The organism is Pseudomonas putida (genome assembly GCF_030159595.1).
GTDB classification, from domain to species: domain Bacteria; phylum Pseudomonadota; class Gammaproteobacteria; order Pseudomonadales; family Pseudomonadaceae; genus Aquipseudomonas; species Aquipseudomonas putida_AC.
The window spans coordinates 270,674-294,759 of sequence record NZ_BSKJ01000006.1; the positions used below are offsets into that span (position 1 = coordinate 270,674).

Sequence of the window (24,086 nt, forward strand, 5' to 3'; positions counted from 1 at the left end):
TCATCTACCTCAGTTTCAGGGTTGCAAGGCCAATCAGCACCAGAATCACGGTGATGATCCAGAAGCGGACGATCACCCGAGGCTCGGGCCAGCCCTTGAGTTCAAAGTGGTGGTGGATCGGCGCCATGCGGAACACGCGCTTGCCGGTCAGCTTGAAGGAGGCGACCTGGATCACCACCGACAAGGTTTCCACAACGAAGATGCCGCCCATGATGAACAGCACGATTTCCTGGCGGACGATCACGGCGATGGTGCCCAGCGCGGCGCCCAGCGCCAGCGCGCCAACGTCGCCCATGAAGACTTGTGCCGGGTAGGTGTTGAACCACAGGAAGCCCAGGCCGGCACCGATCAGCGCGCCGCAGAACACGATCAGCTCGCCCGAGCCCGGCACATAAGGGATCAGCAGGTATTCGGCAAACTTCACGTTACCCGACAGGTAGCAGAAGATGCCCAGGGCGCCGCCGACCATCACCGTCGGCATGATTGCCAGGCCGTCGAGGCCATCGGTAAGGTTGACCGCGTTGCTGGAGCCGACGATCACGAAGTAGGTCAATACGACGAAGCCGACGCCCAGCGGGATGGTGACATCCTTGATGAACGGCAGGATCAGCGTGGTCTCGACGCTGGTCGGTGCGGTCTTGTACAGGAACACGGCCGCAGCCAGGCCGAACACCGACTGCCAGAAATACTTCCAGCGGCTTGGCAGGCCACGCGAGTTCTTTTCGATCACCTTGCGGTAGTCGTCAACCCAGCCGATCGCGCCGAATGCCAGGGTAACGATCAGCACCACCCACACATAGCGGTTGGACAGATCAGCCCACAGCAGGGTGCTGATGGCGATGGCCGACAGGATCAGTGCCCCCCCCATGGTCGGCGTGCCGGACTTGGACAGGTGCGATTGCGGGCCGTCGTTACGCACGGCCTGGCCGATCTGGCGAATTTGCAGGGTACGGATCATCCACGGCCCCAGCCACAGCGCCAGGGACAACGCAGTCAGTACACCAAGAATCCCACGCAGAGACAGGTACTGAAAGACCGCGAAGCCTTTGTGGAACTGTTGCAGATACTCGGCCAACAGCAGCAGCATTAATGTTTCTCCCCGCTGGCACCGCACAATGCCGCCACGACGTTTTCCATCGCAGCGCTGCGCGAGCCCTTGATCAAGATAGTGGTGTCGCTGGCATTTTCGGCGCTAACCGCGTCGATCAGCTCAGCTTGAGTAGCGAAATGGCGGCCATTGGCGCCGAACGCCTTGACCGCATGTGTCATGTTGGAACCCACTGCGTACAGGGCGTCGACCTTGCCACGCGCGTAGTCACCCACCTGACGGTGGCCTTCTTCCGCCCATTGCCCCAATTCGCCGATATCCCCAAGCACCAGGACGGTGCGCCCGGAAAAGCCGGCGAGTATATCAATGGCCGCGCACATGGAGGTGGGATTTGCATTGTAACTGTCGTCGATCACCCGCACGCCGTTCGGCGCGATCTGCGCCACGGTACGACCCTTGACCGGTTGCACGGCAGCCAGGCCGGCGGCAATGCCGCTCAAGCTCAGACCAACGGCATGGGCGGCGGCGCCGGCGGCCAGGGCATTGCTGACATTGTGGGTACCCAGCAGGTTCAACTGCACCGGCACGCTACCATCAGGCCCGTGCAGGGTGAACGATGGGCAGCCCCGGGCGTCGCGACCGATGGCGCTGGCGTGGAAATCCGCCTGCGGGTTATCCAGAGCAAAGGTAAAGATGCGGTGACTGCCGGCACGCTTGTGCCAGATATCGAACGCCTTGTCGGCCAGGTTGAGGATGGCGATACCACCCTCGCCCAGGCCTTCGAGAATCTCGCCCTTGGCTTCGACGATTTTCTCTGGGCCACCGAATTCGCCAACGTGGGCGGTACCGGCGTTATTGATGATGACCACCTGAGGTTGGGTCAGGCCGACGGTGTAGCGGATTTCGCCAATGCGCGAAGCGCCCAGCTCGATCACTGCGGCGCTGTGCTCCGGGGCGATCTCCAGCAAGGTCAGCGGCGCGCCGAGGTCGTTGTTCAGGTTGCCGCGGGTGGCGTGTACCAGGCCACGCGTGCGCAGGATGCTGGCGAGCATTTCCTTGACCGTGGTCTTGCCGCTGGAACCGGTAATGGCCACCACTGGCTTGTCGAAGGCGGCGCGGTTCAGGGCGCCGAGCTGACCCAGTGCTACCCGGCAATCCTTGACCAGCAGTTGCGGCAGGTCGACACCGGCCACTTCACGCTCGACCAGCGCGGCAACTGCGCCTTTGGCTTTAACGTCAGCCAGGTAGTCATGGCCATCGAAACGCGGACCGGCCAAGGCGACGAACAGTTGCCCGGTGCTGACGCTGCGGCTGTCGATGCTGACGCCGGTGAAGGTGGCGTCGCCACCGATTTGTTGACCACTCAGTGCTGTGGTCAGCTGGCTGAGTGACAGCGGCTTAAGCATGTGGAGCCTCCCAGGCTGCAAGGGCCTTCTCGGCTTCGATCAGGTCGGAGAAGTCATGGCGCTCGCCATTGATCTCCTGGTAATCCTCATGCCCCTTGCCGGCCAGCACGATCACGTCGTTGGCCGCGGCGGAGGCGATCAGGTGCGCAATGGCTTCGCCACGGCCGGCGACGAACTCGACGTCGTCAGGCTTGGCGAAACCGGGGCGGATGTCGTCGAAGATGCGCAGCGGGTCTTCGGTGCGCGGGTTGTCGTCGGTGACCAACACGCGGTCGGCCAGGCGCTCGGCCACTTCGGCCATCAATGGGCGCTTGCCACGGTCACGGTCGCCGCCGCAGCCGAACAGGCACAACAGCTTGCCGTGAGCATGCGGGCGCAGGGCTTCAAGCACTTTTTCCAGTGCGTCCGGGGTGTGCGCGTAGTCGACCACCACCAGCGGCTTTTGGCCGCCACCCAGGCGCTGCATGCGGCCTACCGGCCCTTGCAGTCGCGGGGTGACCTCCAGGATTTCGTCCAGCGCGTAATCCAGCGCCAGCAGGGTTGCCACGGCGGCCAGCATGTTGCTCAGGTTGAAGCGGCCCAGCAGCTGGCTGCGCAGGGTGCGCTCACCCTGGGCGGTGACCAGCGTGGCGCGCACGCCATCGTCGCTGAACACGGCTTCGCGGCAGAACAGCGAGGCATCCGGGTTTTCCAGGCTGTAGCTGAGCAGCCGGGTCTCGACAAGATCGACACTCGGGCGGCGAGCAAAGTCTTCGGCCAGGCGACGACCAAAGTCGTCATCCAGGTTGACCACCTGGCAACGCAGGTTCGGCCAGGCGAACAGCTTGGCCTTGGCCGCCTCATAGGCCTGCATGCTGCCGTGGTAGTCCAGGTGATCACGCGACAGGTTGGTCATGACCGCGATGTCGAACGCCAATGCGGCGACGCGCCCTTGCTCCAGGGCGTGGGAGGAGACCTCCATGGCCACAGCCTTGGCGCCCTGCTTTTTCAGGTCGTAAAGGGTCGACTGCACGGCAATCGGGTCTGGCGTAGTCAGCCGACCACTCTGCAGGTCTCCGTAGAAACCGGTACCCAAAGTGCCAATAAGGCCGCAGCGCTGGCCAAGCACATCAAGCGCCTGGGCCACCAACTGGGTAACGCTGGTCTTGCCGTTGGTACCGGTCACGCCCACCAGGTTCAACTGGCGGCTGGGCTCGCCATAAAAACGGCCAGCGATGTCCGACAGCTGGGCGATCAGGCCCTTGACCGGAATCAGCGGCACATCGGTCAGCGGCAGCACATCGGCGCCCTGCTCTTCATAGGCCACGGCGGCAGCGCCACGGCCCAAGGCGTCGGCGATATGCTCGCGGCCATCGACCTTGGCACCCGGCACGGCCAGGAACAGATCGCCCGGGCGTACATTACGGCTGTCCAGGGTCAGCTCACGAATCAGCGGGTCACGGCTGGCGTGGGCGAAAAGTTTGCTCAATGGCATTGTCATCATCCACGCCCTCCCTTGGCGTCTGCTGCGTTGACTTGCGATTGCACGGCGGGTGCCGCTGGCGTTGGTGGCGGCAGGTTATCTGGCGGCACGTTCATCAAGCGCAGGGTGCCGGACATGACCTTGCTGAAGACCGGCGCCGAAACCAGGCCACCGAAGTAACCACCCTTGCCCGGCTCGTCGATGACCACGACGATGGCGTAGCGGGGGTCGCTCATTGGCCCGAAGCCGGCGAACAGCGAGCGGTAGGCGTTTTCGGTGTAACCCTTGGAACCCACGGTGGCTTTACGCGCGGTGCCGGACTTGCCGGCCACGTGATAGAACGGCACCTGGGCACGGAACACGCCTCGCGGCGCTTCAATCACCTGCTGCAGCATGCCCTGAACGGTTTCGGCGGTTTCCTTCGGAATGGCCTGCACGGCTTCCGGTGCCTTGTCGACCTTGATGATCGACAGCGGCACCATCTTGCCGTCGTTGGCCAGCGCCGCGTAGGCATGCACCAGCTGCAGGGCGGTCACCGACAAGCCATAGCCATAGGAAAGGGTCGCGGTCTCGGCCTTGCGCCACTCGCGGTGGTTGGGCAGGTTGCCGACACGCTCACCCGGGAAGCCAAGGCCGGTGTACTGGCCCAGGCCGACCTGGGACATGACGCGGTAGATGGCCTCGCCGCCGATGTCGAAGGCGATCTTGCTCATGCCGACGTTACTGGAGTTGATCAGGATGCCGGTCAGGTCGAGGATCGGGCCCTCGCTGCGCGACACGTCCTTGATGGTGTAGCGGCCGATCTGCAGGCTGCCCGGGTACACCTCGACCTTGTCGGTCGGCTTCCAGCGGCCACTCTGCAGTGCCGCACTCATGGAAATCGGCTTGACCGTGGAGCCGGGCTCGAACACGTCGATGATCGCCCGGTTGCGCATTGCCGCCGGGAACATGCTGCGGCGGTTGTTCGGGTTGTAGGTTGGCTGGTTGACCATGGCCAGGACCTCACCGGTCTTGACGTCCATGATCACCAGGCTGCCGGCCTTGGCGTCCTGTTCGGCAATGGCGTTGCGCAGCTCACGGGTAGCCAGGTACTGCAGGCGCAGGTCTATCGACAACGCCAAGGTCTTGCCGGCCTTGGCGTTCTTGGTTACCTGGATGTCCTTGATCAGCCGGCCACGCCGGTCCTTGATCACCTGGCGCTTGCCGGGCACGCCGGCCAGCCACTCGTCGTAGGCCAGCTCCACCCCTTCGCGACCATGGTCGTCGAGGTCGGTGAAGCCGACCATGTGCGCAGTGACATCACCGGCCGGGTAGAAGCGGCGGAATTCCTCCAGGCCGTACACACCGGGCACTTTCAGGTCGAGCACATGCTGGCCCTGCTCCGGGGTCAGGCCGCGGACCAGGTAGATGAATTCTTTGCTGGCCTGCGCCGTCAGGCGCTCGACCAGTTGCTGCGGGTTTTGCCCCAGCGCTGCAGCCAGCTGCGGCCAGCGGTCTTTGGACGCCTGCATTTCCTTGGGGTTGGCCCACAGGGTCGTGACCGGGGTACTCACGGCCAATGGCTCACCGTTGCGGTCGGTAATCAGGCCGCGGTGTGCCGGGATAGGGATATGACGCAGGCTGCGGGCATCGCCCTGGCCCTTGAGGAAGTCACGGTCAACCACCTGCAAGTCGATGATGCGCCAGCAAATGGCGCCGACCATGATGGCCAGCAAGCCGATCACCACGCGGAAGCGCCACGGGTAGAGTGCGCCTTCGAGCTTCATCATGGCGCCACCATCCGTACTTCGTCAGCCGAAGGCACGCGCATCTTCAACTGCTCAGACGCCAGGTTCTCAATACGGCTGGCGGCGGTCCAGGTGCTCTGCTCAAGAATCAGCCGGCCCCACTCGGCCTGGGCCTTGTCGCGCTCGTTCAACTCACCGTACAGGGTGTTGAGTAGCTGACGGTTCCAGTGCGCGCTGTAGGACACGGCGATGGCGGAAACCAGCACGGCAACGAACAGCAGAAGCATCAGGAAGCTTCCGCCTGGCAAAGGCTTGGCAAACAGCCTGCTCACCGTAGCTTCTCCGCCACGCGCATCACGGCGCTACGCGACCGTGGATTGGCCTTGAGTTCGGCTTCGGAGGCGAACTGAGCCTTGCCGATCAGCTTGATTTTCGGTTCGAAGACCTTGTGCTGAACCGGCAGATTGCGCGGCAGGTTGTCGGCCTCGCCCTTCACCAGCTTGCGCATGAACAGCTTGACGATGCGGTCTTCAAGCGAATGGAAACTGATGACCGCCAGGCGACCACCGACCTCGAGCGCATCGAGTGCGGCCTCAAGGCCAGCCTCAAGGTCGCCCAGCTCGTTGTTGACGTGGATGCGAAGGCCCTGAAAAGCTCGGGTAGCCGGGTTCTTACCCTTTTCCCAAGCCGGGTTGGCCACCTTGAGCACTTCAGCCAGGTCGGCTGTGCGCGTGAACGGCTGCTTTTCGCGGCGTTCGACGACCGCGCGCGCCATGCGCCCGGCAAAGCGCTCCTCGCCGTACTCCTTGAATACACGGGCGATTTCTTCCACTGGCGCAGTGGCGATGAACTCGGCGGCACTGATGCCATGGTCCGGGTTCATGCGCATGTCCAGCGGGCCATCATTGAGGAAGCTGAAACCACGCTCGGGGTCATCCAGTTGCGGCGAGGACACACCCAGATCCAGCAGCACGCCACTGACTTTGCCATGCAGGCCGCGCTCGGCCACTTCTGCGCCCAGCTCGGCAAAGCTGCGCTGCACAATGACAAAGCGGCCGTCTTCGGCCGCCAGCGCTTGCCCCGTGGCAATCGCCTGTGGATCTTTGTCGAAGCCCAGCAGCCGGCCTTGCGGCCCGAGCTTGCTGAGAATCAGCCGGCTGTGTCCGCCACGGCCGAAGGTGCCGTCCAGATAGCAACCGTCGGCGCGCAGGGCCAATGCCTCGACAGCTTCGTCGAGCAGGACGGTAATGTGGTTGAAGCCGCTATCTATGGTCACAGGATCAGGTCACGCAATTCGTCGGGCATGGCGCCCGGTTGTTGAATAGCTGCAAGGTCGGCTGCCGAAACCGCGTTCCAGGCATCTTCATCCCACAGCTGGAATTTGTTCAGTTGCCCCACCAGCATCGCCTTCTTGTCGAGCTTGGCGTATTCACGCAGGCGGGGCGGCACCAGGAAACGCCCACTGCCATCGAGCTCCAGGTCAACCGCATTACCGATCAGCAAACGCTGCAGGCGACGGTTTTCCTCACGCAACGACGGCAAGGCACGCAACTTGGCTTCTATCTGTTCCCACTCATCGAGGGGATAAACACACAAGCAGGGGTCCACGGCGTCGATGGTCACGATCAGCTGACCATTGCAACGCGAATCGAGCTCGTCACGGTACCGGCTCGGCATGGCGAGACGGCCCTTGGCATCGAGGCTGACGGCGTTGGCTCCGCGGAACACGGCTGCGATTCCCCACAATGTTAGCTTTTTTGTGCCAGAAAACCCACTTCATCCCACTTTCTGCCACTTGCGCACACTATAGGAATCCGCCCGCAGCACCGTCAAGGCACGTTCATAAGGAAAAGCCTTACAGGACCGAGATTTAGCGCAATAAGGGAATGTGGAAGGACTACCATGAAGAAAAAAACACGAGAAAAATCAAACCCACGCAAGCGAATGGAGTTCGAAGTTAAAGTGATTTATCAAGAGTAAGATTTTTTCGGTATTACCAACGGGGATCTGCTATCGAATCAAGCAGAGGAAAGGAAGGTGGAGAGTCGATCTGTAAGCCGGGTTTTGTCGAGGACAGTCATTCCTCTACGACGGCCATCACTGGACGCCTCTAGCAACCTACCCGGTTCCGACGCGGGCCACGCCTGATGGAACCCTATTTGGTCTTGCTCCGAGTGGGGTTTACCTAGCCACGAACTGTTGCCAGCCGTGCGGTGCGCTCTTACCGCACCTTTTCACCCTTACCGGCACCGAAGTGCTTAGGCGGTTATTTTCTGTGGCACTTTCCGTAGGCTCACGCCTCCCAGGCGTTACCTGGCACTCTGCCCTATGGAGCCCGGACTTTCCTCCCCCTGCTGCTCACACAACAAAAGTTGCGGAACAAAAACAGGCAGCGACTGTCCGATCGACTCTCCGCCGACAAGGTTACCGGCACGCGCGCACAAGAACAAGCAATACCGGCATTTATATCAAACTGCCACTATTCGGTTTTCTGTTTTTCAAGGGCAAGTTGATACAACAGGTTCTTGCGCACCCCGGTAATTTCCGCAGCAAGCGCCGCAGCCCGCTTCAACGGCAACTCGGCCAGCAGCAGGTCAAGTACGCGCTGGGCCTCGGCACTGATGGCCTGCTCGCCCTCCGGCGCACTCCAGCCACCCACCAACACCACGCATTCACCGCGCTGCTGGTTGCTGTCACCCGCAACGAACGCACGCAGTTCGGCCAACGGCAGACCTTTGAGGGTCTCGAAGGTCTTGGTCAGCTCGCGCGCCAGCAATGCCGGGCGGTCACCACCAAAAACCGACTCCATGTCTTCAAGGCACTCCAGGATTCGGTGCGGTGCTTCATAGAAGATAAGTGTGCGCGGCTCTTCCTTCACCTGCTCAAGGCGCGCCCGACGCCCCGCCTGTTTGGCCGGCAAAAAACCTTCGAAAATGAAGCGATCCGACGGTAAGCCGGCTGCCGACAGCGCAGCGATCAAGGCACAGGCACCCGGCACCGGTACCACATTCACCCCTGCGGCGCGCGCCTGGCGCACCAGGTGGTAGCCCGGATCGGAAATCAGCGGCGTGCCAGCGTCTGAGACCAGCGCCACATTCTCGCCAGCCAGCAGCTTGGTAAGAAAACGCCCACCCTCATCACGCTCGTTGTGCTCATGACAGGCCGCCAGCGGCGTATCGATACCAAAGTGCTGCAGCAGACGGATCGAATGACGGGTGTCTTCGGCGGCGATGAGCGCCACGTCCGCCAGCACTTTCAGCGCCCGGGCGCTCATGTCGTCGAGGTTGCCGATGGGGGTTGCCACCACATACAGCGTCCCCACCGTGGATTTCGAAGCCCCTGCCACATCAGTCACTGCGCACACCTGTCATTCGGATCAAAGGCGCCATTGTAGCCCGAGCGCCTGCAACAGGGCGCAAAGAACTTCGCCAGCGATCAGCGGCAGGCCACCTATAGTGAAGGATCAGCACAGCAACATCGCGCCCCGGCCAGTGCTTGGGTACAATTGCCGGCCAACTTGATCGAGTAACAGGACCTTTACATGATCGCTTGCCTGCGGCTGCTCACCGCCCTCTGCCTCGCCGCCCTGCTGGCAGCCTGCGCCAGCTCGCCCTCATCCAGCCTGGGCGAACTGCCACGCACCCCGGATGCCAGCATCGAGCAACTGCTCGAAAAGGCCGCTTCCAGCAAGTCTGCGGAAGACGCCGCCCTGCTGCGCCTGAGTGCGGCCGACCTGGCTTACAAGCAGAAGGACTTCCCACGCGCCGCACGCATTCTTGAGCAAGTCCCGCTGGACACGCTCAAGCCGGCCCAGCAAGTGTTCGCCAGCACCCTCGCTGCCGAGCTGGCCATGAGCCGCAACCAGCCCAAGGCGGCGCTGACCGCACTGGCCCACCCCAGCCTGCAACGCGTAGCCGAGCTGCCGGCAGAGCAGCAAGCGCGCACCTACAGTGTGCACGCCGCCGCCCTGGAAGCCGACGGCCAGGCCCTGGCTGCCGCGCAACAACGCGTACTGCTGACCCCGCTGCTCAGCGGCCCGGCCGCCAGCACCAACAATGATGCCATCTGGGCACTCGTCGCCTCGTTGCCGGCAGAGCAGCTGCAGCAGCCAGCCAACGACCAGACCCTGACGGGATGGACCAGCCTGGCCTTCGCCGTGAAAAGCGCCGGCACCCTGGAACAGCAGCAAGCCGCCATCGAAACCTGGGTCAAGCAGCACCCGGACCACCCGGCCGCCCAGCAACTGCCACTGGCACTGACCAAGCTCAAGGAGCTGGCCAGCCAACCGCTGACCAAGATCGCCCTGCTTCTGCCACAGGAGGGCCCGCTGGCCGGTGTCGCCCGCGCCCTGCGCGACGGCTTCATGGCTGCTCACTTCCAGGCTCAGCAAGCCGGTCAGCCAGCGCCTGCGGTACAGGTGTTCGATAGCTCGCGCATCGGCTCGCTCGACGACTTCTATCGCCAGGCCCAGGCCGCTGGCGTGCAACTGGTCATCGGCCCGCTGGAAAAACCACTGGTGAAGCAACTGGCCGCCAAACCGCAGCTGCCAATTACCACCCTGGCCCTGAACTACGCTGACGCCGGTCAGAAAGCCCCGCCACAACTGTTCCAGTTCGGTTTGGCTGCCGAAGACGAAGCGCGCGAAGTCGCCCGCCGCGCCCGCGCCGACGGCATGGTCCGTGCCGTGGCCCTGGTGCCGAGTGGCGAATGGGGCGACCGCGTTCTGGCCGCCTTCCGCCAGGACTGGGAAGGTAATGGCGGTACCGTGCTCGCTGCCGAGCGCATCGCCCAGCCGGTTGCCCTGGCCCAACAGATTGCCGACCTGTTCCAGCTGCGCCAGAGCGAAGGCCGCGCCAAGAGCCTGCAAAGCACGGTAGGCGGCAGCATCGCGGCACAACCTTCGCGCCGCCAAGACATCGACTTCATCTTCCTCGCCTCGACCCCGCAACAGGCACAGCAGATCAAGCCGACCCTGAACTTCCAGTACGCCGGTGACGTGCCGGTCTACGCCACCTCGAACCTGTACAGTGCCAGCGGCGACGTCAACCAGTACAACGACATGAACGGCATCCGCTTCTGCGAAACGCCGTGGCTGCTCGACACCAGCAACAGCCTGCGTCAACAGGTTGTGCAGCAGTGGCCGCAAGCCGCTGGCAGCCTGGGCCGCCTGTATGCCATGGGCGTCGATGCCTACAGCCTGGCGCCACGCCTGGGCCAGCTGAAAGCGCTGCCGGACAACCGCGTCATGGGCCTTTCGGGCAGCCTTAGCATCAACGCCAACCAACGCGTCGAGCGCCAGCTGCCATGGGCCGAATTTACCGGCGGCCAGGTCAAGCGCCTGCCCGACACCGTGCGTTGATGGCCGCAGCATCGCCTACCCGCGCCGGGCAAGCAGCAGAAACCCAGGCCCTTGAATACCTTCAGGGGCAGGGCCTGCAGCTACTGGCGCGCAACTGGCGATGCAAAGGCGGTGAGCTTGATCTGGTCATGCTTGACGCCGATACAGTAGTATTCGTCGAAGTCCGCTACCGGTTGCACGCGGGCTTCGGAGGCGCCCTCGACAGTATCGACGGGCGCAAGCAGAAACGGTTGGTGCTTGCCGCCACCCTGTTCCTGCAGAAGGAGCCCCATTGGGGCAACCACCCCTGCCGCTTCGACGTAGTCGCCCTGCAGGGCAGCCACCATGCAGGCAGACCGCTTCAATGGCTGAAAAACGCCTTCGAATGCTGAACCCACTTCGTTTTTTTTGCTCTATGTATCGCGGGCTGGTCACTGTTGCGCGTAGCAAAGGCCACCGCCCCATTTAAGGTCACCAGATGGACATGCAATCCCGAATTCGCCGGCTGTTCCAGGCCAGCATCGACACCAAGCAACAGGCAATGGACATCCTGGCACCGCACATCGAGCAGGCCAGCCTGGTCATGGTCAATGCGCTGCTCAATGAAGGCAAGATGCTCGCCTGTGGCAACGGCGGCTCGGCCGGTGACGCCCAGCACTTTTCGTCGGAGCTGCTCAACCGTTTCGAGCGCGAGCGCCCGAGCTTGCCGGCCATCGCGCTGACCACCGACAGCTCGACCCTGACCTCGATCGCAAACGACTACAGCTACAACGAAGTCTTTTCCAAGCAGATCCGCGCCCTGGGCCAACCCGGTGACGTTCTGCTGGCGATCTCCACCAGCGGCAACTCGGCCAACGTGATCCAGGCGATCCAGGCCGCACATGACCGCGAAATGATTGTCGTAGCATTGACTGGCCGCGACGGCGGCGGCATGGCTTCGCTGCTGCTGCCCGAAGACGTGGAAATCCGCGTACCTTCCGCCGTTACCGCGCGCATCCAGGAAGTCCACCTGCTGGCGATCCACTGCCTGTGCGACCTGATCGACAGCCAACTGTTCGGGAGTGAAGAATGACCCCTATGCGCCTCGGCCTGATGGCCCTGACCCTTTGCCTGAGCGTCACCGGTTGCAGCTCGGTACTTACCTCTACGCGCAATTCGCCCATCGAGGACGATCGCGGCACGCGCACCATCGGCAGCAAGATCGACGATTCGCTGATCGAGACCAAAGCCGCCGTGAACATTTCCAAGGCCAGCCCAGACCTGGACAAGGGCTCGCACATCGTTGTCAGCAGCTACAACGGCATCGTCCTGCTGGCCGGGCAAACCCCGCGCGCCGACCTCAAGAACCTCGCCGAGCAAACCGCCGGCCAGGTACAACGGGTCAAGAAAGTGCACAACGAGCTGCAGGTGATGCAGCCCTCCTCCATCCTGGCGCGCAACAACGATGCCTGGCTGACCACCAAGATCAAGACCCAGATGCTGACCGACAATGCCGTGCCCAGCTCACGCATCAAGGTGATTACCGAGAACGGAATCGTCTACCTGCTCGGCCTTGTGACCCAGCAAGAAGCCAACTCGGCCACTGCCGTTGTCCAAAGCGTGTCGGGCGTGCAGAAGATCGTCAAACTGTTCGAGTACATCGACTGATTCACTGACTGCCTGAGCCTGCCGTTAGCGGCGACTCAGGCAAACACAACACCCGTCTTTTCAGATACCCAGGAAACACCGCATGAAAAAGCTTCTGCTGCCTGCCCTGCTGATCGGTACCTTCGCCACCCTGGCCGGCTGCTCCACCCCAAGCCTGATTACCCTCAACGATGGCCGTGAAATCCAGGCTGTCGACGCACCGAAGTTCGACCGCGACGCCGGTTTCTACGAGTTCCAGCAACTCGACGGCAAGCGCACCCGCATCAACAAGGACCAGGTACGCACCATCAGCGACCTGTAACCCGAAGTTGGCGGCAAAGAAAAAGGCGATCCGATTGGATCGCCTTTTTTTTGTTACTTGACCACTTTCAGGCTTGGCCGGCCACTTGGGCGCGGCGGCTGGCCGCCGCCTTCTGGCGGGCCATCGTCGTCCGGCTGCACGTCATCGTCTTCCAGCTCATCGCCATCCATCGGCGACTCCAACTCGAAGACCATGCCCTGGCCATTTTCACGCGCGTAGATACCCAGGATGGCGCCAATCGGCACGAACAGCGAGTGGGCCACGCCACTGAAGCGACCCTCAAAGCTGACCGCATCGTTGTCCATGTGCAGGCTGCGCACGGCACTCGGCGAGATATTCAAGACGATCTGGCCATCACTGGCGAAACCATCCGGCACCTGAACCTTCGGGAATTCGGCATTGACCAGCATGTGGGGCGTGCAATCGTTGTCGACGATCCACTCATACAGTGCTCGAACCAGATAGGGGCGACTGGAGTTCATCAACAGCTCCTTAAAGCTTGCGCATTTCACGTTCTACGGAGGACAGGCTCGCCAGGAAAGGCTCGCGAGCGAACTGCCGCTCCATGTAATCCAGCAGCGGCTTGGCTTGCCGCGGCAATTCGATACCCAACACCGGCAGACGCCAGAGTATGGGCAGTAGACAACAATCGACCAGGCTTTGATCCTCACTCATGAAACAGGCGTACTCACCGAACAATGGCGAGACGCCGGTCAGGCTTTCGCGCAGGGCCTTGCGCGCCTCGGCACGGGCGGCCTCGGTGCTGCGCGAGTCCAGCACGGTGTCGGCCAAGGTACACCAGTCGCGCTGGATGCGGTGCATCAGCAAACGGCTGTTGCCGCGCGCAACCGGATAAACCGGCATCAGCGGCGGGTGCGGGTAACGCTCCTCGAGGTATTCCATCACCACGGTCGATTCATACAACGCCAAGTCACGGTCGACCAGGGTCGGCACGCTGCCATAAGGGTTCACCTCAGCCAACTTGGGCGGCAGGCGGGCGGGATCGACATCGATGACCTGCACGCTGACGCCCTTCTCGGCCAGCACCAGGCGTACCCGATGAGAATAGTGATCAGCGGGGTCGGAATAGCAGGCTAACCTGTTGGTTGCGCCCATGTAACGGCTCCTCGCACGGGATGCTTGTGCAACTGTAAATGAAAACGCGCCCGGGGCGCCGCCAGCATTTCTGCCAGGGCGCCCCGGGCGCGTTCAACAACCAGAAACTACTGCGTGATCAGTGCACGTCCTTCCAGTATTCACGCTTGAGCAAGTAGGCGAATACGAAGAAGAAAGCCAGGTACAGCAACACATAGGTACCGATGCGCTGGCTTTCCAGTTTGACCGGGTTGGCCGAATAGGCCAGGAAGGTCACCAGGTTCTTGACCTTCTCGTCGAACTGCTCGGTCGTCAGGGTACCGGATTTCGGCGTAATGGTCAGCTGGTCGCAGGCTTCATGAGTGATCGGGCTGCCGGTCAACGGGTCGAATTGCTTCTTGCCATCGGTCACGGTCTGCACCTGCTTGCAACCAATCACCTGGTTGCCTTGCAGGCCGACCAGCACGTTAGGCATGCCGACGTTCGGGAACACCTTGTTGTTCACCCCGTAAGGCCGCGATGGGTCCTCGTAGAAGCTGCGCAGGTAGGTGTAAAGCCAGTCGGTCCCACGCACCCGGGCCACCAGGGTCAGGTCGGGCGGCGCAGCACCGAACCAGGTTTTGGCGTCACTGGGCTTCATGCCGATCTGCATGTGGTCACCGATCTTGGCACCGGTGAACACCAGTTTCTCCAGCATCAGCTCGTGGGGGATGCCAAGGTCATCGGCCACCCGCTCGTAACGCTGGAACTTGGCACTGTGGCAACCCATGCAATAGTTGGCAAAGGTACGCGCACCATCCTGCATCGCGGCCTTGTCGGTCAGGTCGATATCGGCCTTGTCCAGCTCCAGGCCATGTTCGGCAGCGAAGGAAAAGGCAGGCATCACTGCCAGCAAAAATACTGCAATCAACTTTTTCATCAGCCAGTCACCCTTTCCGGAACCGGTTTGGTCTTCTCGAGCCTTGTGTAGAACGGCATCAGCAGGAAGTAAGCGAAGTACAACACCGTGCACACCTGCGACAGCAAGGTACGCCCAGGTGTCGGCGCCAGTACGCCCAACACGCCGAGAATGACGAAGGCTACGCAGAACACCAGCAGGAAGACCTTGCTGATCCAGCCCTTGTAACGCATGGAACGCACCGGACTGCGGTCGAGCCAAGGCAATACGAACAGCACGGCGATGGCTGCCCCCATGGCAATAACGCCCATCAGCTTGTCAGGCACCGCACGCAAGATGGCGTAGAAGGGTGTGAAGTACCACACAGGCGCAATGTGCTCAGGTGTCTTGAAGGCATTGGCCTGCTCGAAGTTCGGCTTCTCCAGGAAGTAACCCCCCATTTCCGGGAAGAAGAACACCACGGCGCAGAACACGAACAGGAACACCACCACGCCGACAATGTCCTTGACGGTGTAATAAGGGTGGAACGGAATGCCGTCCAACGGAATGCCGTTTTCGTCCTTTTTCTTCTTGATGTCGACGCCATCGGGGTTGTTCGAGCCCACTTCGTGGAGGGCCAGGATGTGCAGCACCACCAGGCCCAAGATAACGATTGGCAGCGCAACCACATGCAAGGCAAAGAAGCGGTTCAGGGTGATACCCGAGATCAGGTAGTCGCCGCGAATCCACTGGGTAAGATCGTCACCGATCACCGGTATGGCACCGAACAGCGAGATGATTACCTGGGCCCCCCAGTACGACATCTGGCCCCACGGCAGCAGGTAACCCATGAAGGCTTCGGCCATCAGCGCCAGGTAGATCAGCATGCCGAACAGCCAGACCAGCTCACGCGGCTTCTGGTAGGAGCCGTAGAGCAAGCCACGGAACATGTGCAGGTAGACCACGATGAAGAACGCTGACGCACCGGTGGAGTGCAAGTAGCGCAGGATCCAGCCGTATTCCACATCACGCATGATGTACTCGACCGAGGCGAAGGCCTCTTCCGCCGAGGGGGTGAAGCTCATGGTCAGCCACACACCAGTGACGATCTGGTTGACCAGTACCAGCAATGCCAGGGAGCCGAAGAAGTACAGGAAGTTGAAATTCCTGGGCGCGTAATACTTACTCAGGTGATCTTCCCACATCTTGGTGGCGGGGAAGCGAGCGTCAATCCAGTCCATGAACTTGCTCATCATGCTTTCTCCTGGTCGACGCCGATGACGACGAGGTCATCCGACTCATAAGAGTGCGGCGGCACTGGCAGGTTGAGAGGCGCTGGCTGCGATTTGTAGACACGGCCAGCCAGGTCGTAGTGGGAGCCGTGGCATGGGCAGAAATAGCCGCCAACCCACTTCGGACCGAGATCTGCGGGCGCCACTTCCGGGCGGAAGGTTGGCGAGCAGCCCAAGTGCGTGCACAGGCCTACGAGGATGAGAATTTCTGGCTTGATCGAGCGAACCTGCGGATCGACATAGGTCGGCTGCACCGAGGCCTTGGACTCTGGATCAGACAGGTCGCCGGTGATTTTTTTCAGGTTACCAAGAATCTCCTCCGTTCGCCGCACGATGAACACCGGCTGGCCACGCCACTCGGCGACCATCTGCTGCCCTGGCTCGACCTTGGCGATATTGACCTTCACCGGTGCACCTGCGGCTTTCGCCTTGGCACTGGGAAACCATGACCCCACGAACGGTACCGCAGCCCCCACTGCTCCCGCTGCCCCGACCACGGATGTCGCGGCTACGAGGAAGCGGCGCCGGCCTGCGTTGACGCCGTCATTGCTCATTCAGTCCTCTCCCATCAGCTTGCTTGGCCTGTTGAACCAGGCTTGTACTTAGGTTGTGTCAATGGCACTAAAAATTGGCCGCCATGGTAAGAAACAAATCCACACACTGACAAGGTGATTACCCCAGCAAGGGGCGACAACCCGCGCTTTGCTTGATCTGCGTCTATGCGACAAGTGGCCACTGACATGCTGACAGGTTAGTTCAAGCCAAAAAAAAAGCCCGGTTCCAAGGAACCGGGCTTTTCTCGACTGCCGAAGCGGTATTAACGCTTGGAGTACTGAGGACGCTTACGCGCTTTACGCAGACCCACTTTCTTACGCTCGACTTCACGAGCGTCGCGGGTGACGTAGCCAGCACGACGCAGAGCGCCACGCAGGGTTTCGTCGTATTCCATCAGAGCGCGGGTGATACCGTGACGGATCGCACCGGCCTGACCGCTGACACCACCACCGGAAACGGTGACGTAGATGTCGAACTTCTCAACGGTTTCGGTCAGCTCGAGCGGCTGACGAACAACCATGCGAGCGGTTTCGCGACCGAAGAACACGTCCAGAGAACGGTTGTTGATGGAAATGTTACCAGTACCCGGACGCAGGAATACGCGAGCGGTTGCGGTCTTGCGACGGCCAGTGCCGTAGTTTTGAGTCGCCGACATAATGAACCTTCCCGTTAGATCTTCAGTTCTTGAGGCTGCTGAGCAGTGTGTGGGTGAGCAGCACCCGCGTACACTTTCAGCTTGCGGTACATGTCGCGACCCAGCGGGTTCTTAGGCAGCATGCCTTTGACCGCGGTTTCGATAACACGCTCAGGGGCCTTGGCGATCAACTTCTCGAAGTTGATTTCCTTGATACCGCCCGGGAAACCGGAGTGGGAGTAGTACATTTTGTCGGAAGACTTGGCACCAGTCACACGAACCTGCTCGGCGTTGATAACGACGATGTAGTCGCCGGTGTCAACGTGAGGGGTGTATTCTGGTTTGTGCTTGCCACGCAGACGGGTAGCGATTTCGGTAGCCAGACGACCCAGGGTCTGGCCAGCGGCGTCGACTACGAACCACTCGCGCTTTACTGTTTCCGGTTTAGCAGTAAAAGTTTTCATTCTCTAAAGCCTCAGAGGCCGCCCAGCGAAAAATAGACGGCGAATCTTACTGGATAGTGCACGGCTTGCCAAGGGCAAACGCGCAGCCGAACGCTGACGCTTTTGGGGGCTCGGGTCGGGCACGCCAATGTTCGACGGGGTTCTTCCTGCGTGATGGTGCATCACTTCCGCCACGCGGAGAGGGGCTGAATTATCCAGATTGCGCGAAAAATTTCAACCTGCTTTGATGGGCTTCTATTGCCAAGGAGTGTCTAACCGATGGAATACCGCCAGCTCGGCCGTACCGACCTCAACGTCAGCGCCCTGTGCCTGGGCACCATGACCTGGGGCGAACAGAACGTTCAGGCCGAAGCCTTCGAACAGATCGCCCGGGCCAAGGCCGCCGGGATCAACTTCATCGACACCGCCGAAATGTACCCGGTGCCGCCCCGCCCGGAAACCTACGCGGCCACCGAGCGCATCATCGGCAACTGGTTCCGTGAGCAGGGTGACCGCGACGAGTGGATCCTGGCCAGCAAGGTTGCCGGCCCCGGTAACGGTATCAGCCACATTCGCGACGGCCAGCTCAAGCACAACCGCCAGCACATCGTCGCGGCGCTGGACGAAAGCCTGAAGCGCCTGCAAACCGACCGTATCGACCTGTACCAACTGCACTGGCCGGAGCGCAGCACCAACTTCTTCGGCAAACTGGGCTACCAGCACCTGCCACAAGACCACTTCACCCCGCTGGAAGAAACCCTCGAAGTGCTCGACGAGCAGGTGCGTGCAGGCAAGATCCGCCACGTCGGCCTGTCCAACGAAACGCCATGGGGCACCATGAAGTTCCTGCAACTGGCCGAAAGCCGCGGCTGGCCGCGGGCGGTGTCGATCCAGAACCCGTACAACCTGCTCAACCGCAGCTTCGAGGTAGGCCTGGCGGAAGTGGCCATTCGTGAGCAGTGCGGCCTGCTGGCCTATTCGCCGCTGGCCTTCGGCATGCTCTCGGGCAAATACGAGAACGGTGCACGGCCGGAAAATGCCCGTCTGACCCTGTTCAGCCGCTTTGCCCGCTACTCCAACCCGCAGACCGTGACGGCCTGCAGCCGCTATGTGCAACTGGCCCGCGAGCATGGCCTGGACCCGGCACAGATGGCCCTGGCATTCGTTACCCGGCAGCCATTCGTGACCAGCAACATCATTGGCGCGACCAGCCTGGAGCAGCTGGACAGCAACCTGGCCAGCCTTGAACTGAACCTGAGTGACGAGCTACTGGCAGCGATCGAAGCCCTTCATAAGGAGCAGCCAAACCCGGCGCCTTGAGCCGAAACGGGCTGCAAAGCAGCCCCTCTGCTACACGGGGTAGACACAATCGCCAAAAAATAAGACGATCCAGCCGGTGATTGACCACTCTACCCTATAAGAACAATGACAATGATGTTTACCCAACCCTCCGCGTCGCTGCGGCGCGTCAGCATCCTGGCCATTGACAAGGTGTTTGCTTCGACCTTGATGCAAGCCAAGGATTTCTTCCACCTCGCCAGCCTGCGCTACAGCAAACAACTGGGCCTGGGCCTGCAGCCCATGTTCGAAATCTGTCTGGTGAGCCCTGACGGCCAGCCCGTGGACAGCTTCAGCAACGTGCAGCTACCCGTCGACGGAGGACTGGATGACGCCGATGTGATCATCCTCCCGGCCTACTGGGACGACTTCGACAACCTGCTGCAACGTTACCCACAGGTGTTGCCGTGGCTGCGAGAGCAGCATGCGCGTGGCGCTGTGCTGTGTGCCGAAGCCAGTGGCGTGTTCTGGCTGGCAGAATCCGGCCTGCTCGATGGCAAGGAGGCGACCACCTATTGGCGCTTCTTCACCAGCTTTGCCGAGCGCTTCCCGAAGATCCGCCTGAACCAGGACAAGCACCTGACCGACGCCGACAATATCTATTGCGCTGGCGGCGCCACCTCGGCTTGCGACCTGTACATCTACCTGATCGAACGTTTCTGCGGCGCCAACGTGGCCCGGGCCGTGGCCCGCGACATCCTCTACGAGGTGCAGCGCAACTACACCCCGGGGCGTATGGGCTTTGGCGGGCAGAAACTGCACCAGGACCTGATCATTTTGCAGATCCAGCACTGGCTGGAGGAGCACTTCGCCGACAAGTTCCGCTTCGAGGACGTTGCCCGCAACCACGGCATGAGCATCCGCAACTTCATGCGCCGCTTTCAGGGCGCGACGGGTGACAAGCCGCTGCATTATCTACAACGGCTACGGATCGAGACGGCCAAGGGGTTGTTGTCGAGCACGCGCAAGAGCATCAAGACCATCAGCTATGAGGTCGGTTATGACGATGCCAGCTTCTTTGCGCGGCTGTTCCGCCAGCATACCGAGTTGTCGCCGAACCAGTATCGGCAGCAGTTCATGCAAGAGGCTTGAGGCCAATGGGGCTGCTTTGCAGCCCCAAGATCTTACGGCTTGTGCGCGCGCGACAGGAATTCGTGCGACTGCATCTCCAGCAACCGGCTGAGGGTGCGCTGGAACTCGAAGCTCAGACGCCCACCGGTATACAGGTCTTTCAGCTCCACCTCGGCCGAGATGATCAGCTTGACGTTACGGTCGTAGAACTCGTCCACCATGTTGATGAAGCGGCGGGCGATATCGTCGGTAGCGACACCCATCTGCTCCACATTGCTCAGCAGCACGGCATGGAAGATCTTGCCCAGTTCGATGTAGTCGTTCTGGCTGCGCGGCCCGTCGCAGAGGGCGCGGAAGTCGAACCAGGCCACGTCGTCGCAAGTCCGCAGCGCATTGATCGGACGGTTCTCGATCATCAGCACATCGTTTTCGACCGCCTGGGTGCACTCAGGGGTCAGCGCCTTGAAGCTGGCGCGCATGCTCTGGTGCGCCGCATCATTGAGCGGGAAGTGGAACAGTTCGGCCTGCTCCAGGTGACGCAGGCGATAATCGACGCCGCTGTCAACGTTCACCACATCGGTGTACTGCTTGATCATGGCGATGGCCGGCAGGAAACGCGCACGTTGCAGACCGTCTTTGTACAGGCCGTCCGGCACGATGTTGGAGGTGGCCACCAGCGACACGCCGTTCTTGAACAGCTCTTCCATCAAGGTGCCGAGGATCATGGCGTCGGTGATGTCCGACACGAAGAATTCATCGAAGCAGATCACCTTGGCTTCTTCACTGAAGCGCTTGGCGATGATGGTCAGCGGGTTCTTCTCGCCCTTGAGGGTTTTCATTTCCTCGTGCACACGCTTCATGAAGCGGTGGAAGTGCGTACGCATCTTCTGCTTGAACGGCAGCGCTTCGTAGAAGGTATCGACCAGGTAGGTCTTGCCTCGCCCTACCCCACCCCAGAAGTACAGGCCCTTGACCGGGGTCTGTTCCTTCTTGCCGAACAGCTTGCCGAACACGCCCGGCTTGTTGTTCTGCGCGTGTACCAGGTCGTCGTACAGGCGCTGCAGGTGACGCACCGCAGTTTCCTGCGCCGCGTCATGGAAGAAGTCGGGACGTTTCAGATCTGCTTGATAGCGTTCTAAGGGAGTCATGATTCGTTAGCGAGGCAACAAAAAACGGGCCGTCACTGTAGCGACAGGCCCGCTTAATGGCAATCAGACTTGCGTCAATATGCCTCAGTCCTGCTGTGGTGCCAGGGCATCACGCAGGCTTTGAATGGCCGCATCACAGGCTTCGGCGCTGTCGAACTGCGGCCCGTCGGCAACCTGCTCGCCATTCAGCCACAGGCCGAAGCTCAGGCCTTCGACGCGTACATCGGCCTCGCCACCCTGCTGCAATTGCTTGCTCACGGCGCCGGCGCTCTTGCCATCGGCGAAGCTGCGCGACAGCAGCAGTTGCTCGCCGTCAGCGGCCAGCAGGCGGAAGCGGAAGCTGCCGTCTTCGTCGCGGAAGCTGACGAAGCGTGCGCTCTTGGCAGCCTTCTTCTTCACCTCGGTGCCGGCTTGCACGCTGCTGCGGAACGAACGCAGGCCAACGGACTCGCGCAGTTGTTCGAGGAACGGCGTGGCAATCTTGCGGGCCTTGGCGGCGCCGGCCAGCAGGATGTCTTCCAGGTCCGCCGGGCGGGCGATCAGCTGGTGGTAGTACTCGCGCTTCTCGGCCAATTGGCCATCCAGCAGCTGGAACAGGCGCTGCTTGGCATCACCCCAACCCAGGCCCTGCAACAGCTCTTCGCGGAACTCGGTGCATTGCTCCGGCGTCGAGAAGGCCTGGTACAGGGTGAACAGGTGCGAATTGTCCGGGTCTTTCGCTTCGCCTGGCGCGCGCGAGTCGGTGACGATGCGCGAGATGGCGTCTTTCATGTCCTTGGCGCTGGTGAACAGCGGGATGGTGTTGTCGTAGCTCTTGGACATCTTGCGCCCGTCCAGGCCCGGCAGGGTCGCCACGCTCTCCTCGATCACCGCTTCCGGCAGGGCGAAGAAGTCCTTTCCCTGGCCGAACAGGTGGTTGAAGCGCTGGCCGATGTCGCGGGCCATTTCCACATGCTGGATCTGGTCACGGCCGACCGGCACCTTGTTGGCGTTGAACATCAGGATGTCCGCAGCCATCAGCACCGGGTAGCTGAACAGGCCCATGGTCACGCCGGCGTCCGGGTCTTCGCCGTTCTCGACGTTCTTGTCCACCGAGGCCTTGTAGGCATGGGCGCGGTTCAGCAGGCCCTTGGCTGCAACGCAGGTCAGCAGCCAGGTCAGCTCGGGGATTTCCGGGATGTCGGACTGGCGGTAGAAGGTCACCTTGTCCGGGTCCAGGCCACCGGCCAGCCAGGTGGCGGCGATTTCCAGGCGCGAACGCTGGATACGCAGCGGGTCGTCGCACTTGATCAGGGCGTGGTAGTCGGCCAGGAAGTAGAACGAGTCGGCACCGGGCTGCTCGCTGGCACGGATCGCAGGGCGAATGGCGCCGGCGTAGTTGCCCAGGTGCGGAGTGCCGGTGGTGGTGATACCGGTAAGAATGCGCGTGGTCATGGGTGTTCGCTTATTCAGGCTTGGCTCAGTTCGAAAGGCGCGGCAGCAGCAGATCCTTCAGATCGGTCAGCTTGCCATGGAAGAAGTGTCCGCATTCTGCCACTTTCAGCAGCTCATGGGGGCGCGACAGGCTGTCGGACCATTCGTAAACCAGCTGCGGCGCGACCACTTCGTCGGCATCGGGCTGCACCACAGTGATCGGGCAGTGCTGTGGCAGCGGGAATTCGGCCGTCAGGCGCATGACTGCCGGGGCAATCATGAACAAGTGTTGCAGCGTTACCCCGGCGGCTTCCAGGCGGCCGGCCAGGCTGGTTGCAACGAAACCGCCGAACGAGAAGCCCATGAGTACCAGTGGCAGCTCGGGGTGCCTCGCACGCAGCCAGGCGGCGGCGGCCTCGGCATCGGCCACTTCGCCGGCCCCCATGTCATGGCTGCCGGCGCTCTGGCCGACGCCACGGTAGTTGAAACGCAGGGTCACATAGCCGGCATCGCGAGCGGTGCGTTGCAGGGTCGAGACCACCTTGTTGAGCATGGTGCCGCCCTGGACCGGGTTGGGATGGCAGATCAGTACCGCGCCACGGGCGTCGGCCACGTCCAGGTACAAGGCTTCCAGCTGGCCGCTGGGGCCATCGATGAACAAGGGGGTTTCGCGGACAAGCAAGGCACTACTCCGTGACCTCGGGAAGGGTCGATTCGTCTAGGTGAGGAATTCTGTTCTGATTTGCGATCGCTCGCGGTATACAGCGCAGGTCTGAGCCGTTAACGTAAAGCAAAGCCGTTTATAGAGGAAGGACTCGTGGAACTCTCGCTCCTTGTTTGGTTGTTGCCAACCCTGGCCCTGGTCATCGGTGTGGCGGTCGGTTTCATTGTTGCCCGCCTGCTGCCCAACGCGGCGCCGAGCAACACCCAGCGCCAACTGGATGACATCCAGAAGCGCTTCGACAGCTACCAGAACGAAGTGGTCACCCACTTCAACAGCACCGCCATGCTGGTCAAGAAACTGACCCAGAGCTACCAGGACGTACAGGATCACCTGGCCGAAGGCGCCAACAGCCTGGCCCTTGATGAAGTCACCCGCCAGCGCCTGCTGGCCGCACTGCATTCCGAAGCGCCGCAAGGCCCGCGTGACCGCCTGACCCCGCCGAAAGACACTGCCGAAGTGCCGCGCGACTATGCGCCAAAAGCGCCGAACTCGCCGGGCATGCTCGACGAGAGCTACGGGCTCAAGCGCTGAACTGAACATGGAAAAGGCCTCGTGAGAGGCCTTTTT

At 61.6% G+C, this 24,086-nt stretch carries 26 protein-coding genes and 1 other RNA gene; 8 read left to right on the forward strand and 19 right to left on the reverse strand.

Features of this window, described 5'->3' with window-relative positions; all coding sequences use genetic code 11:
• Nucleotides 1-4: 4 nt before the first annotated feature.
• The 9 genes from mraY to rsmI form a co-directional block, all read right to left on the reverse strand.
• A complete protein-coding gene (mraY, locus tag QQL85_RS15860; RefSeq protein WP_016498046.1) occupies nucleotides 5-1,087 on the reverse strand; it encodes a phospho-N-acetylmuramoyl-pentapeptide-transferase in 1,083 nt (360 codons plus the stop codon).
• Nucleotides 1,087-2,454, reverse strand: coding sequence for a UDP-N-acetylmuramoyl-tripeptide--D-alanyl-D-alanine ligase (locus tag QQL85_RS15865; RefSeq protein ID WP_284354443.1), 1,368 nt, complete (start codon nucleotides 2,452-2,454; stop codon nucleotides 1,087-1,089). Before QQL85_RS15865 ends, mraY begins: the two co-directional genes overlap by 1 nt.
• Nucleotides 2,447-3,937: a UDP-N-acetylmuramoyl-L-alanyl-D-glutamate--2,6-diaminopimelate ligase gene (locus tag QQL85_RS15870; protein ID WP_284354444.1), complete on the reverse strand. Its 1,491-nt coding sequence runs from the start codon at nucleotides 3,935-3,937 to the stop codon at nucleotides 2,447-2,449. Before QQL85_RS15870 ends, QQL85_RS15865 begins: the two co-directional genes overlap by 8 nt.
• Nucleotides 3,934-5,682, reverse strand: coding sequence for a peptidoglycan D,D-transpeptidase FtsI family protein (locus QQL85_RS15875; protein ID WP_284354517.1), 1,749 nt, complete (start codon nucleotides 5,680-5,682; stop codon nucleotides 3,934-3,936). Before QQL85_RS15875 ends, QQL85_RS15870 begins: the two co-directional genes overlap by 4 nt.
• Nucleotides 5,682-5,975 carry a cell division protein FtsL gene (gene ftsL / locus QQL85_RS15880; protein WP_003260787.1) on the reverse strand — a complete coding sequence of 98 codons (294 nt, stop codon included), beginning with the start codon at nucleotides 5,973-5,975 and terminating at the stop codon, nucleotides 5,682-5,684. Before ftsL ends, QQL85_RS15875 begins: the two co-directional genes overlap by 1 nt.
• Nucleotides 5,972-6,919, reverse strand: a complete 948-nt coding sequence (gene rsmH, locus QQL85_RS15885) for a 16S rRNA (cytosine(1402)-N(4))-methyltransferase RsmH (protein WP_434482137.1) — start codon at nucleotides 6,917-6,919, stop codon at nucleotides 5,972-5,974. Before rsmH ends, ftsL begins: the two co-directional genes overlap by 4 nt.
• Nucleotides 6,916-7,371, reverse strand: coding sequence for a division/cell wall cluster transcriptional repressor MraZ (gene mraZ, locus QQL85_RS15890; RefSeq protein WP_004575120.1), 456 nt, complete (start codon nucleotides 7,369-7,371; stop codon nucleotides 6,916-6,918). Before mraZ ends, rsmH begins: the two co-directional genes overlap by 4 nt.
• A 309-nt stretch (nucleotides 7,372-7,680) precedes the next feature.
• Nucleotides 7,681-8,055: RNase P RNA component class A (gene rnpB, locus QQL85_RS15895), an RNA gene on the reverse strand.
• A 67-nt stretch (nucleotides 8,056-8,122) separates the two neighbouring features.
• Entirely contained in the window at nucleotides 8,123-8,998 is an 876-nt protein-coding gene (gene rsmI / locus QQL85_RS15900) for a 16S rRNA (cytidine(1402)-2'-O)-methyltransferase (RefSeq protein WP_284354445.1), read from the reverse strand.
• Nucleotides 8,999-9,184: 186 nt separating this feature from the next.
• On the opposite strand from rsmI, the gene QQL85_RS15905 reads away from it, so the two are divergent.
• The 5 genes from QQL85_RS15905 to QQL85_RS15925 all read left to right on the forward strand — a co-directional run bounded on the left by QQL85_RS15905 (nucleotide 9,185) and on the right by QQL85_RS15925 (nucleotide 12,929).
• Nucleotides 9,185-11,002, forward strand: coding sequence for a penicillin-binding protein activator (locus QQL85_RS15905; protein WP_284354446.1), 1,818 nt, complete (start codon nucleotides 9,185-9,187; stop codon nucleotides 11,000-11,002).
• Nucleotides 11,002-11,373, forward strand: a complete 372-nt coding sequence (locus tag QQL85_RS15910) for a YraN family protein (RefSeq protein WP_284354447.1) — start codon at nucleotides 11,002-11,004, stop codon at nucleotides 11,371-11,373. Before QQL85_RS15905 ends, QQL85_RS15910 begins: the two co-directional genes overlap by 1 nt.
• Before the next feature lie 86 nt (nucleotides 11,374-11,459).
• Nucleotides 11,460-12,053: a phosphoheptose isomerase gene (locus QQL85_RS15915; RefSeq protein WP_016713550.1), complete on the forward strand. Its 594-nt coding sequence runs from the start codon at nucleotides 11,460-11,462 to the stop codon at nucleotides 12,051-12,053.
• A complete protein-coding gene (locus QQL85_RS15920; RefSeq protein WP_284354448.1) occupies nucleotides 12,050-12,628 on the forward strand; it encodes a BON domain-containing protein in 579 nt (192 codons plus the stop codon). The genes QQL85_RS15915 and QQL85_RS15920 overlap by 4 nt, the downstream gene beginning before the upstream one ends.
• Before the next feature lie 82 nt (nucleotides 12,629-12,710).
• A complete protein-coding gene (locus QQL85_RS15925) occupies nucleotides 12,711-12,929 on the forward strand; it encodes a YgdI/YgdR family lipoprotein (protein ID WP_012274072.1) in 219 nt (72 codons plus the stop codon).
• A gap of 53 nt (nucleotides 12,930-12,982) precedes the next feature.
• Here QQL85_RS15925 and QQL85_RS15930 read toward each other — a convergent pair whose 3' ends face one another.
• The 7 genes from QQL85_RS15930 to rplM all read right to left on the reverse strand — a co-directional run bounded on the left by QQL85_RS15930 (nucleotide 12,983) and on the right by rplM (nucleotide 17,846).
• Nucleotides 12,983-13,411, reverse strand: a complete 429-nt coding sequence (locus QQL85_RS15930) for a ClpXP protease specificity-enhancing factor (RefSeq protein ID WP_284354449.1) — start codon at nucleotides 13,409-13,411, stop codon at nucleotides 12,983-12,985.
• Between the two features lie 10 nt (nucleotides 13,412-13,421).
• A complete protein-coding gene (locus QQL85_RS15935; RefSeq protein WP_284354450.1) occupies nucleotides 13,422-14,045 on the reverse strand; it encodes a glutathione S-transferase N-terminal domain-containing protein in 624 nt (207 codons plus the stop codon).
• Between the two features lie 118 nt (nucleotides 14,046-14,163).
• Complete coding sequence (locus QQL85_RS15940; RefSeq protein ID WP_012274075.1) at nucleotides 14,164-14,943, reverse strand: cytochrome c1; 780 nt, start codon at nucleotides 14,941-14,943, stop codon at nucleotides 14,164-14,166.
• Nucleotides 14,943-16,154, reverse strand: coding sequence for a cytochrome b (locus QQL85_RS15945; RefSeq protein ID WP_284354519.1), 1,212 nt, complete (start codon nucleotides 16,152-16,154; stop codon nucleotides 14,943-14,945). Before QQL85_RS15945 ends, QQL85_RS15940 begins: the two co-directional genes overlap by 1 nt.
• Nucleotides 16,154-16,747, reverse strand: a complete 594-nt coding sequence (gene petA / locus QQL85_RS15950; RefSeq protein WP_284354451.1) for a ubiquinol-cytochrome c reductase iron-sulfur subunit — start codon at nucleotides 16,745-16,747, stop codon at nucleotides 16,154-16,156. Before petA ends, QQL85_RS15945 begins: the two co-directional genes overlap by 1 nt.
• Before the next feature lie 263 nt (nucleotides 16,748-17,010).
• Nucleotides 17,011-17,403, reverse strand: coding sequence for a 30S ribosomal protein S9 (gene rpsI, locus QQL85_RS15955; protein WP_003260797.1), 393 nt, complete (start codon nucleotides 17,401-17,403; stop codon nucleotides 17,011-17,013).
• 14 nt (nucleotides 17,404-17,417) lie between these two features.
• The gene (rplM, locus tag QQL85_RS15960) at nucleotides 17,418-17,846 is read right to left on the reverse strand and encodes a 50S ribosomal protein L13 (protein WP_003251819.1); all 429 of its coding nucleotides are present in this window, start codon (nucleotides 17,844-17,846) and stop codon (nucleotides 17,418-17,420) included.
• A gap of 258 nt (nucleotides 17,847-18,104) precedes the next feature.
• On the opposite strand from rplM, the gene QQL85_RS15965 reads away from it, so the two are divergent.
• Both QQL85_RS15965 and QQL85_RS15970 read left to right on the forward strand, forming a co-directional pair.
• Entirely contained in the window at nucleotides 18,105-19,145 is a 1,041-nt protein-coding gene (locus QQL85_RS15965) for an NADP(H)-dependent aldo-keto reductase (protein WP_284354452.1), read from the forward strand.
• A 189-nt stretch (nucleotides 19,146-19,334) separates the two neighbouring features.
• Nucleotides 19,335-20,255 (forward strand): GlxA family transcriptional regulator, encoded by a 921-nt coding sequence (locus tag QQL85_RS15970; RefSeq protein WP_284354520.1) that lies wholly within the window; start codon nucleotides 19,335-19,337, stop codon nucleotides 20,253-20,255.
• A 32-nt stretch (nucleotides 20,256-20,287) separates the two neighbouring features.
• Here the strand turns inward: QQL85_RS15970 and zapE are convergent, their stop codons facing one another.
• From zapE to QQL85_RS15985, 3 genes are all read right to left on the reverse strand, one after another.
• Nucleotides 20,288-21,382, reverse strand: coding sequence for a cell division protein ZapE (zapE, locus tag QQL85_RS15975; protein ID WP_284354453.1), 1,095 nt, complete (start codon nucleotides 21,380-21,382; stop codon nucleotides 20,288-20,290).
• Between the two features lie 84 nt (nucleotides 21,383-21,466).
• The gene (locus QQL85_RS15980; protein ID WP_284354454.1) at nucleotides 21,467-22,816 is read right to left on the reverse strand and encodes a tryptophan--tRNA ligase; all 1,350 of its coding nucleotides are present in this window, start codon (nucleotides 22,814-22,816) and stop codon (nucleotides 21,467-21,469) included.
• Between the two features lie 25 nt (nucleotides 22,817-22,841).
• Nucleotides 22,842-23,477 carry an alpha/beta hydrolase gene (locus tag QQL85_RS15985; protein ID WP_284354455.1) on the reverse strand — a complete coding sequence of 212 codons (636 nt, stop codon included), beginning with the start codon at nucleotides 23,475-23,477 and terminating at the stop codon, nucleotides 22,842-22,844.
• Nucleotides 23,478-23,612: 135 nt separating this feature from the next.
• Here QQL85_RS15985 and QQL85_RS15990 point away from each other — a divergent pair, with 135 nt between their 5' ends.
• Entirely contained in the window at nucleotides 23,613-24,050 is a 438-nt protein-coding gene (locus tag QQL85_RS15990; protein WP_016488987.1) for a YhcB family protein, read from the forward strand.
• Nucleotides 24,051-24,086: the final 36 nt, after the last annotated feature.

Bases quoted from the DNA above. Each gene is read 5' to 3' on its own strand.
- QQL85_RS15940 (WP_012274075.1), bottom strand. From the start codon at position 14,943: ATGAAAAAGTTGATTGCAGTATTTTTGCTGGCAGTGATGCCTGCCTTT.
- QQL85_RS15910 (WP_284354447.1), top strand. From the start codon at position 11,002: ATGGCCGCAGCATCGCCTACCCGCGCCGGGCAAGCAGCAGAAACCCAG.
- QQL85_RS15920 (WP_284354448.1), top strand. From the start codon at position 12,050: ATGACCCCTATGCGCCTCGGCCTGATGGCCCTGACCCTTTGCCTGAGC.
- QQL85_RS15870 (WP_284354444.1), bottom strand. From the start codon at position 3,937: ATGATGACAATGCCATTGAGCAAACTTTTCGCCCACGCCAGCCGTGAC.
- QQL85_RS15865 (WP_284354443.1), bottom strand. From the start codon at position 2,454: ATGCTTAAGCCGCTGTCACTCAGCCAGCTGACCACAGCACTGAGTGGT.
- zapE (WP_284354453.1), bottom strand. From the start codon at position 21,382: ATGACTCCCTTAGAACGCTATCAAGCAGATCTGAAACGTCCCGACTTC.
- QQL85_RS15980 (WP_284354454.1), bottom strand. From the start codon at position 22,816: ATGACCACGCGCATTCTTACCGGTATCACCACCACCGGCACTCCGCAC.
- rplM (WP_003251819.1), bottom strand. From the start codon at position 17,846: ATGAAAACTTTTACTGCTAAACCGGAAACAGTAAAGCGCGAGTGGTTC.
- QQL85_RS15935 (WP_284354450.1), bottom strand. From the start codon at position 14,045: ATGGGCGCAACCAACAGGTTAGCCTGCTATTCCGACCCCGCTGATCAC.
- QQL85_RS15925 (WP_012274072.1), top strand. From the start codon at position 12,711: ATGAAAAAGCTTCTGCTGCCTGCCCTGCTGATCGGTACCTTCGCCACC.
- rpsI (WP_003260797.1), bottom strand. From the start codon at position 17,403: ATGTCGGCGACTCAAAACTACGGCACTGGCCGTCGCAAGACCGCAACC.
- petA (WP_284354451.1), bottom strand. From the start codon at position 16,747: ATGAGCAATGACGGCGTCAACGCAGGCCGGCGCCGCTTCCTCGTAGCC.
- QQL85_RS15915 (WP_016713550.1), top strand. From the start codon at position 11,460: ATGGACATGCAATCCCGAATTCGCCGGCTGTTCCAGGCCAGCATCGAC.
- QQL85_RS15945 (WP_284354519.1), bottom strand. From the start codon at position 16,154: ATGAGCAAGTTCATGGACTGGATTGACGCTCGCTTCCCCGCCACCAAG.
- QQL85_RS15970 (WP_284354520.1), top strand. From the start codon at position 19,335: ATGCAAGCCAAGGATTTCTTCCACCTCGCCAGCCTGCGCTACAGCAAA.
- QQL85_RS15905 (WP_284354446.1), top strand. From the start codon at position 9,185: ATGATCGCTTGCCTGCGGCTGCTCACCGCCCTCTGCCTCGCCGCCCTG.
- QQL85_RS15875 (WP_284354517.1), bottom strand. From the start codon at position 5,682: ATGAAGCTCGAAGGCGCACTCTACCCGTGGCGCTTCCGCGTGGTGATC.
- mraY (WP_016498046.1), bottom strand. From the start codon at position 1,087: ATGCTGCTGCTGTTGGCCGAGTATCTGCAACAGTTCCACAAAGGCTTC.
- QQL85_RS15965 (WP_284354452.1), top strand. From the start codon at position 18,105: ATGGAATACCGCCAGCTCGGCCGTACCGACCTCAACGTCAGCGCCCTG.
- QQL85_RS15930 (WP_284354449.1), bottom strand. From the start codon at position 13,411: ATGAACTCCAGTCGCCCCTATCTGGTTCGAGCACTGTATGAGTGGATC.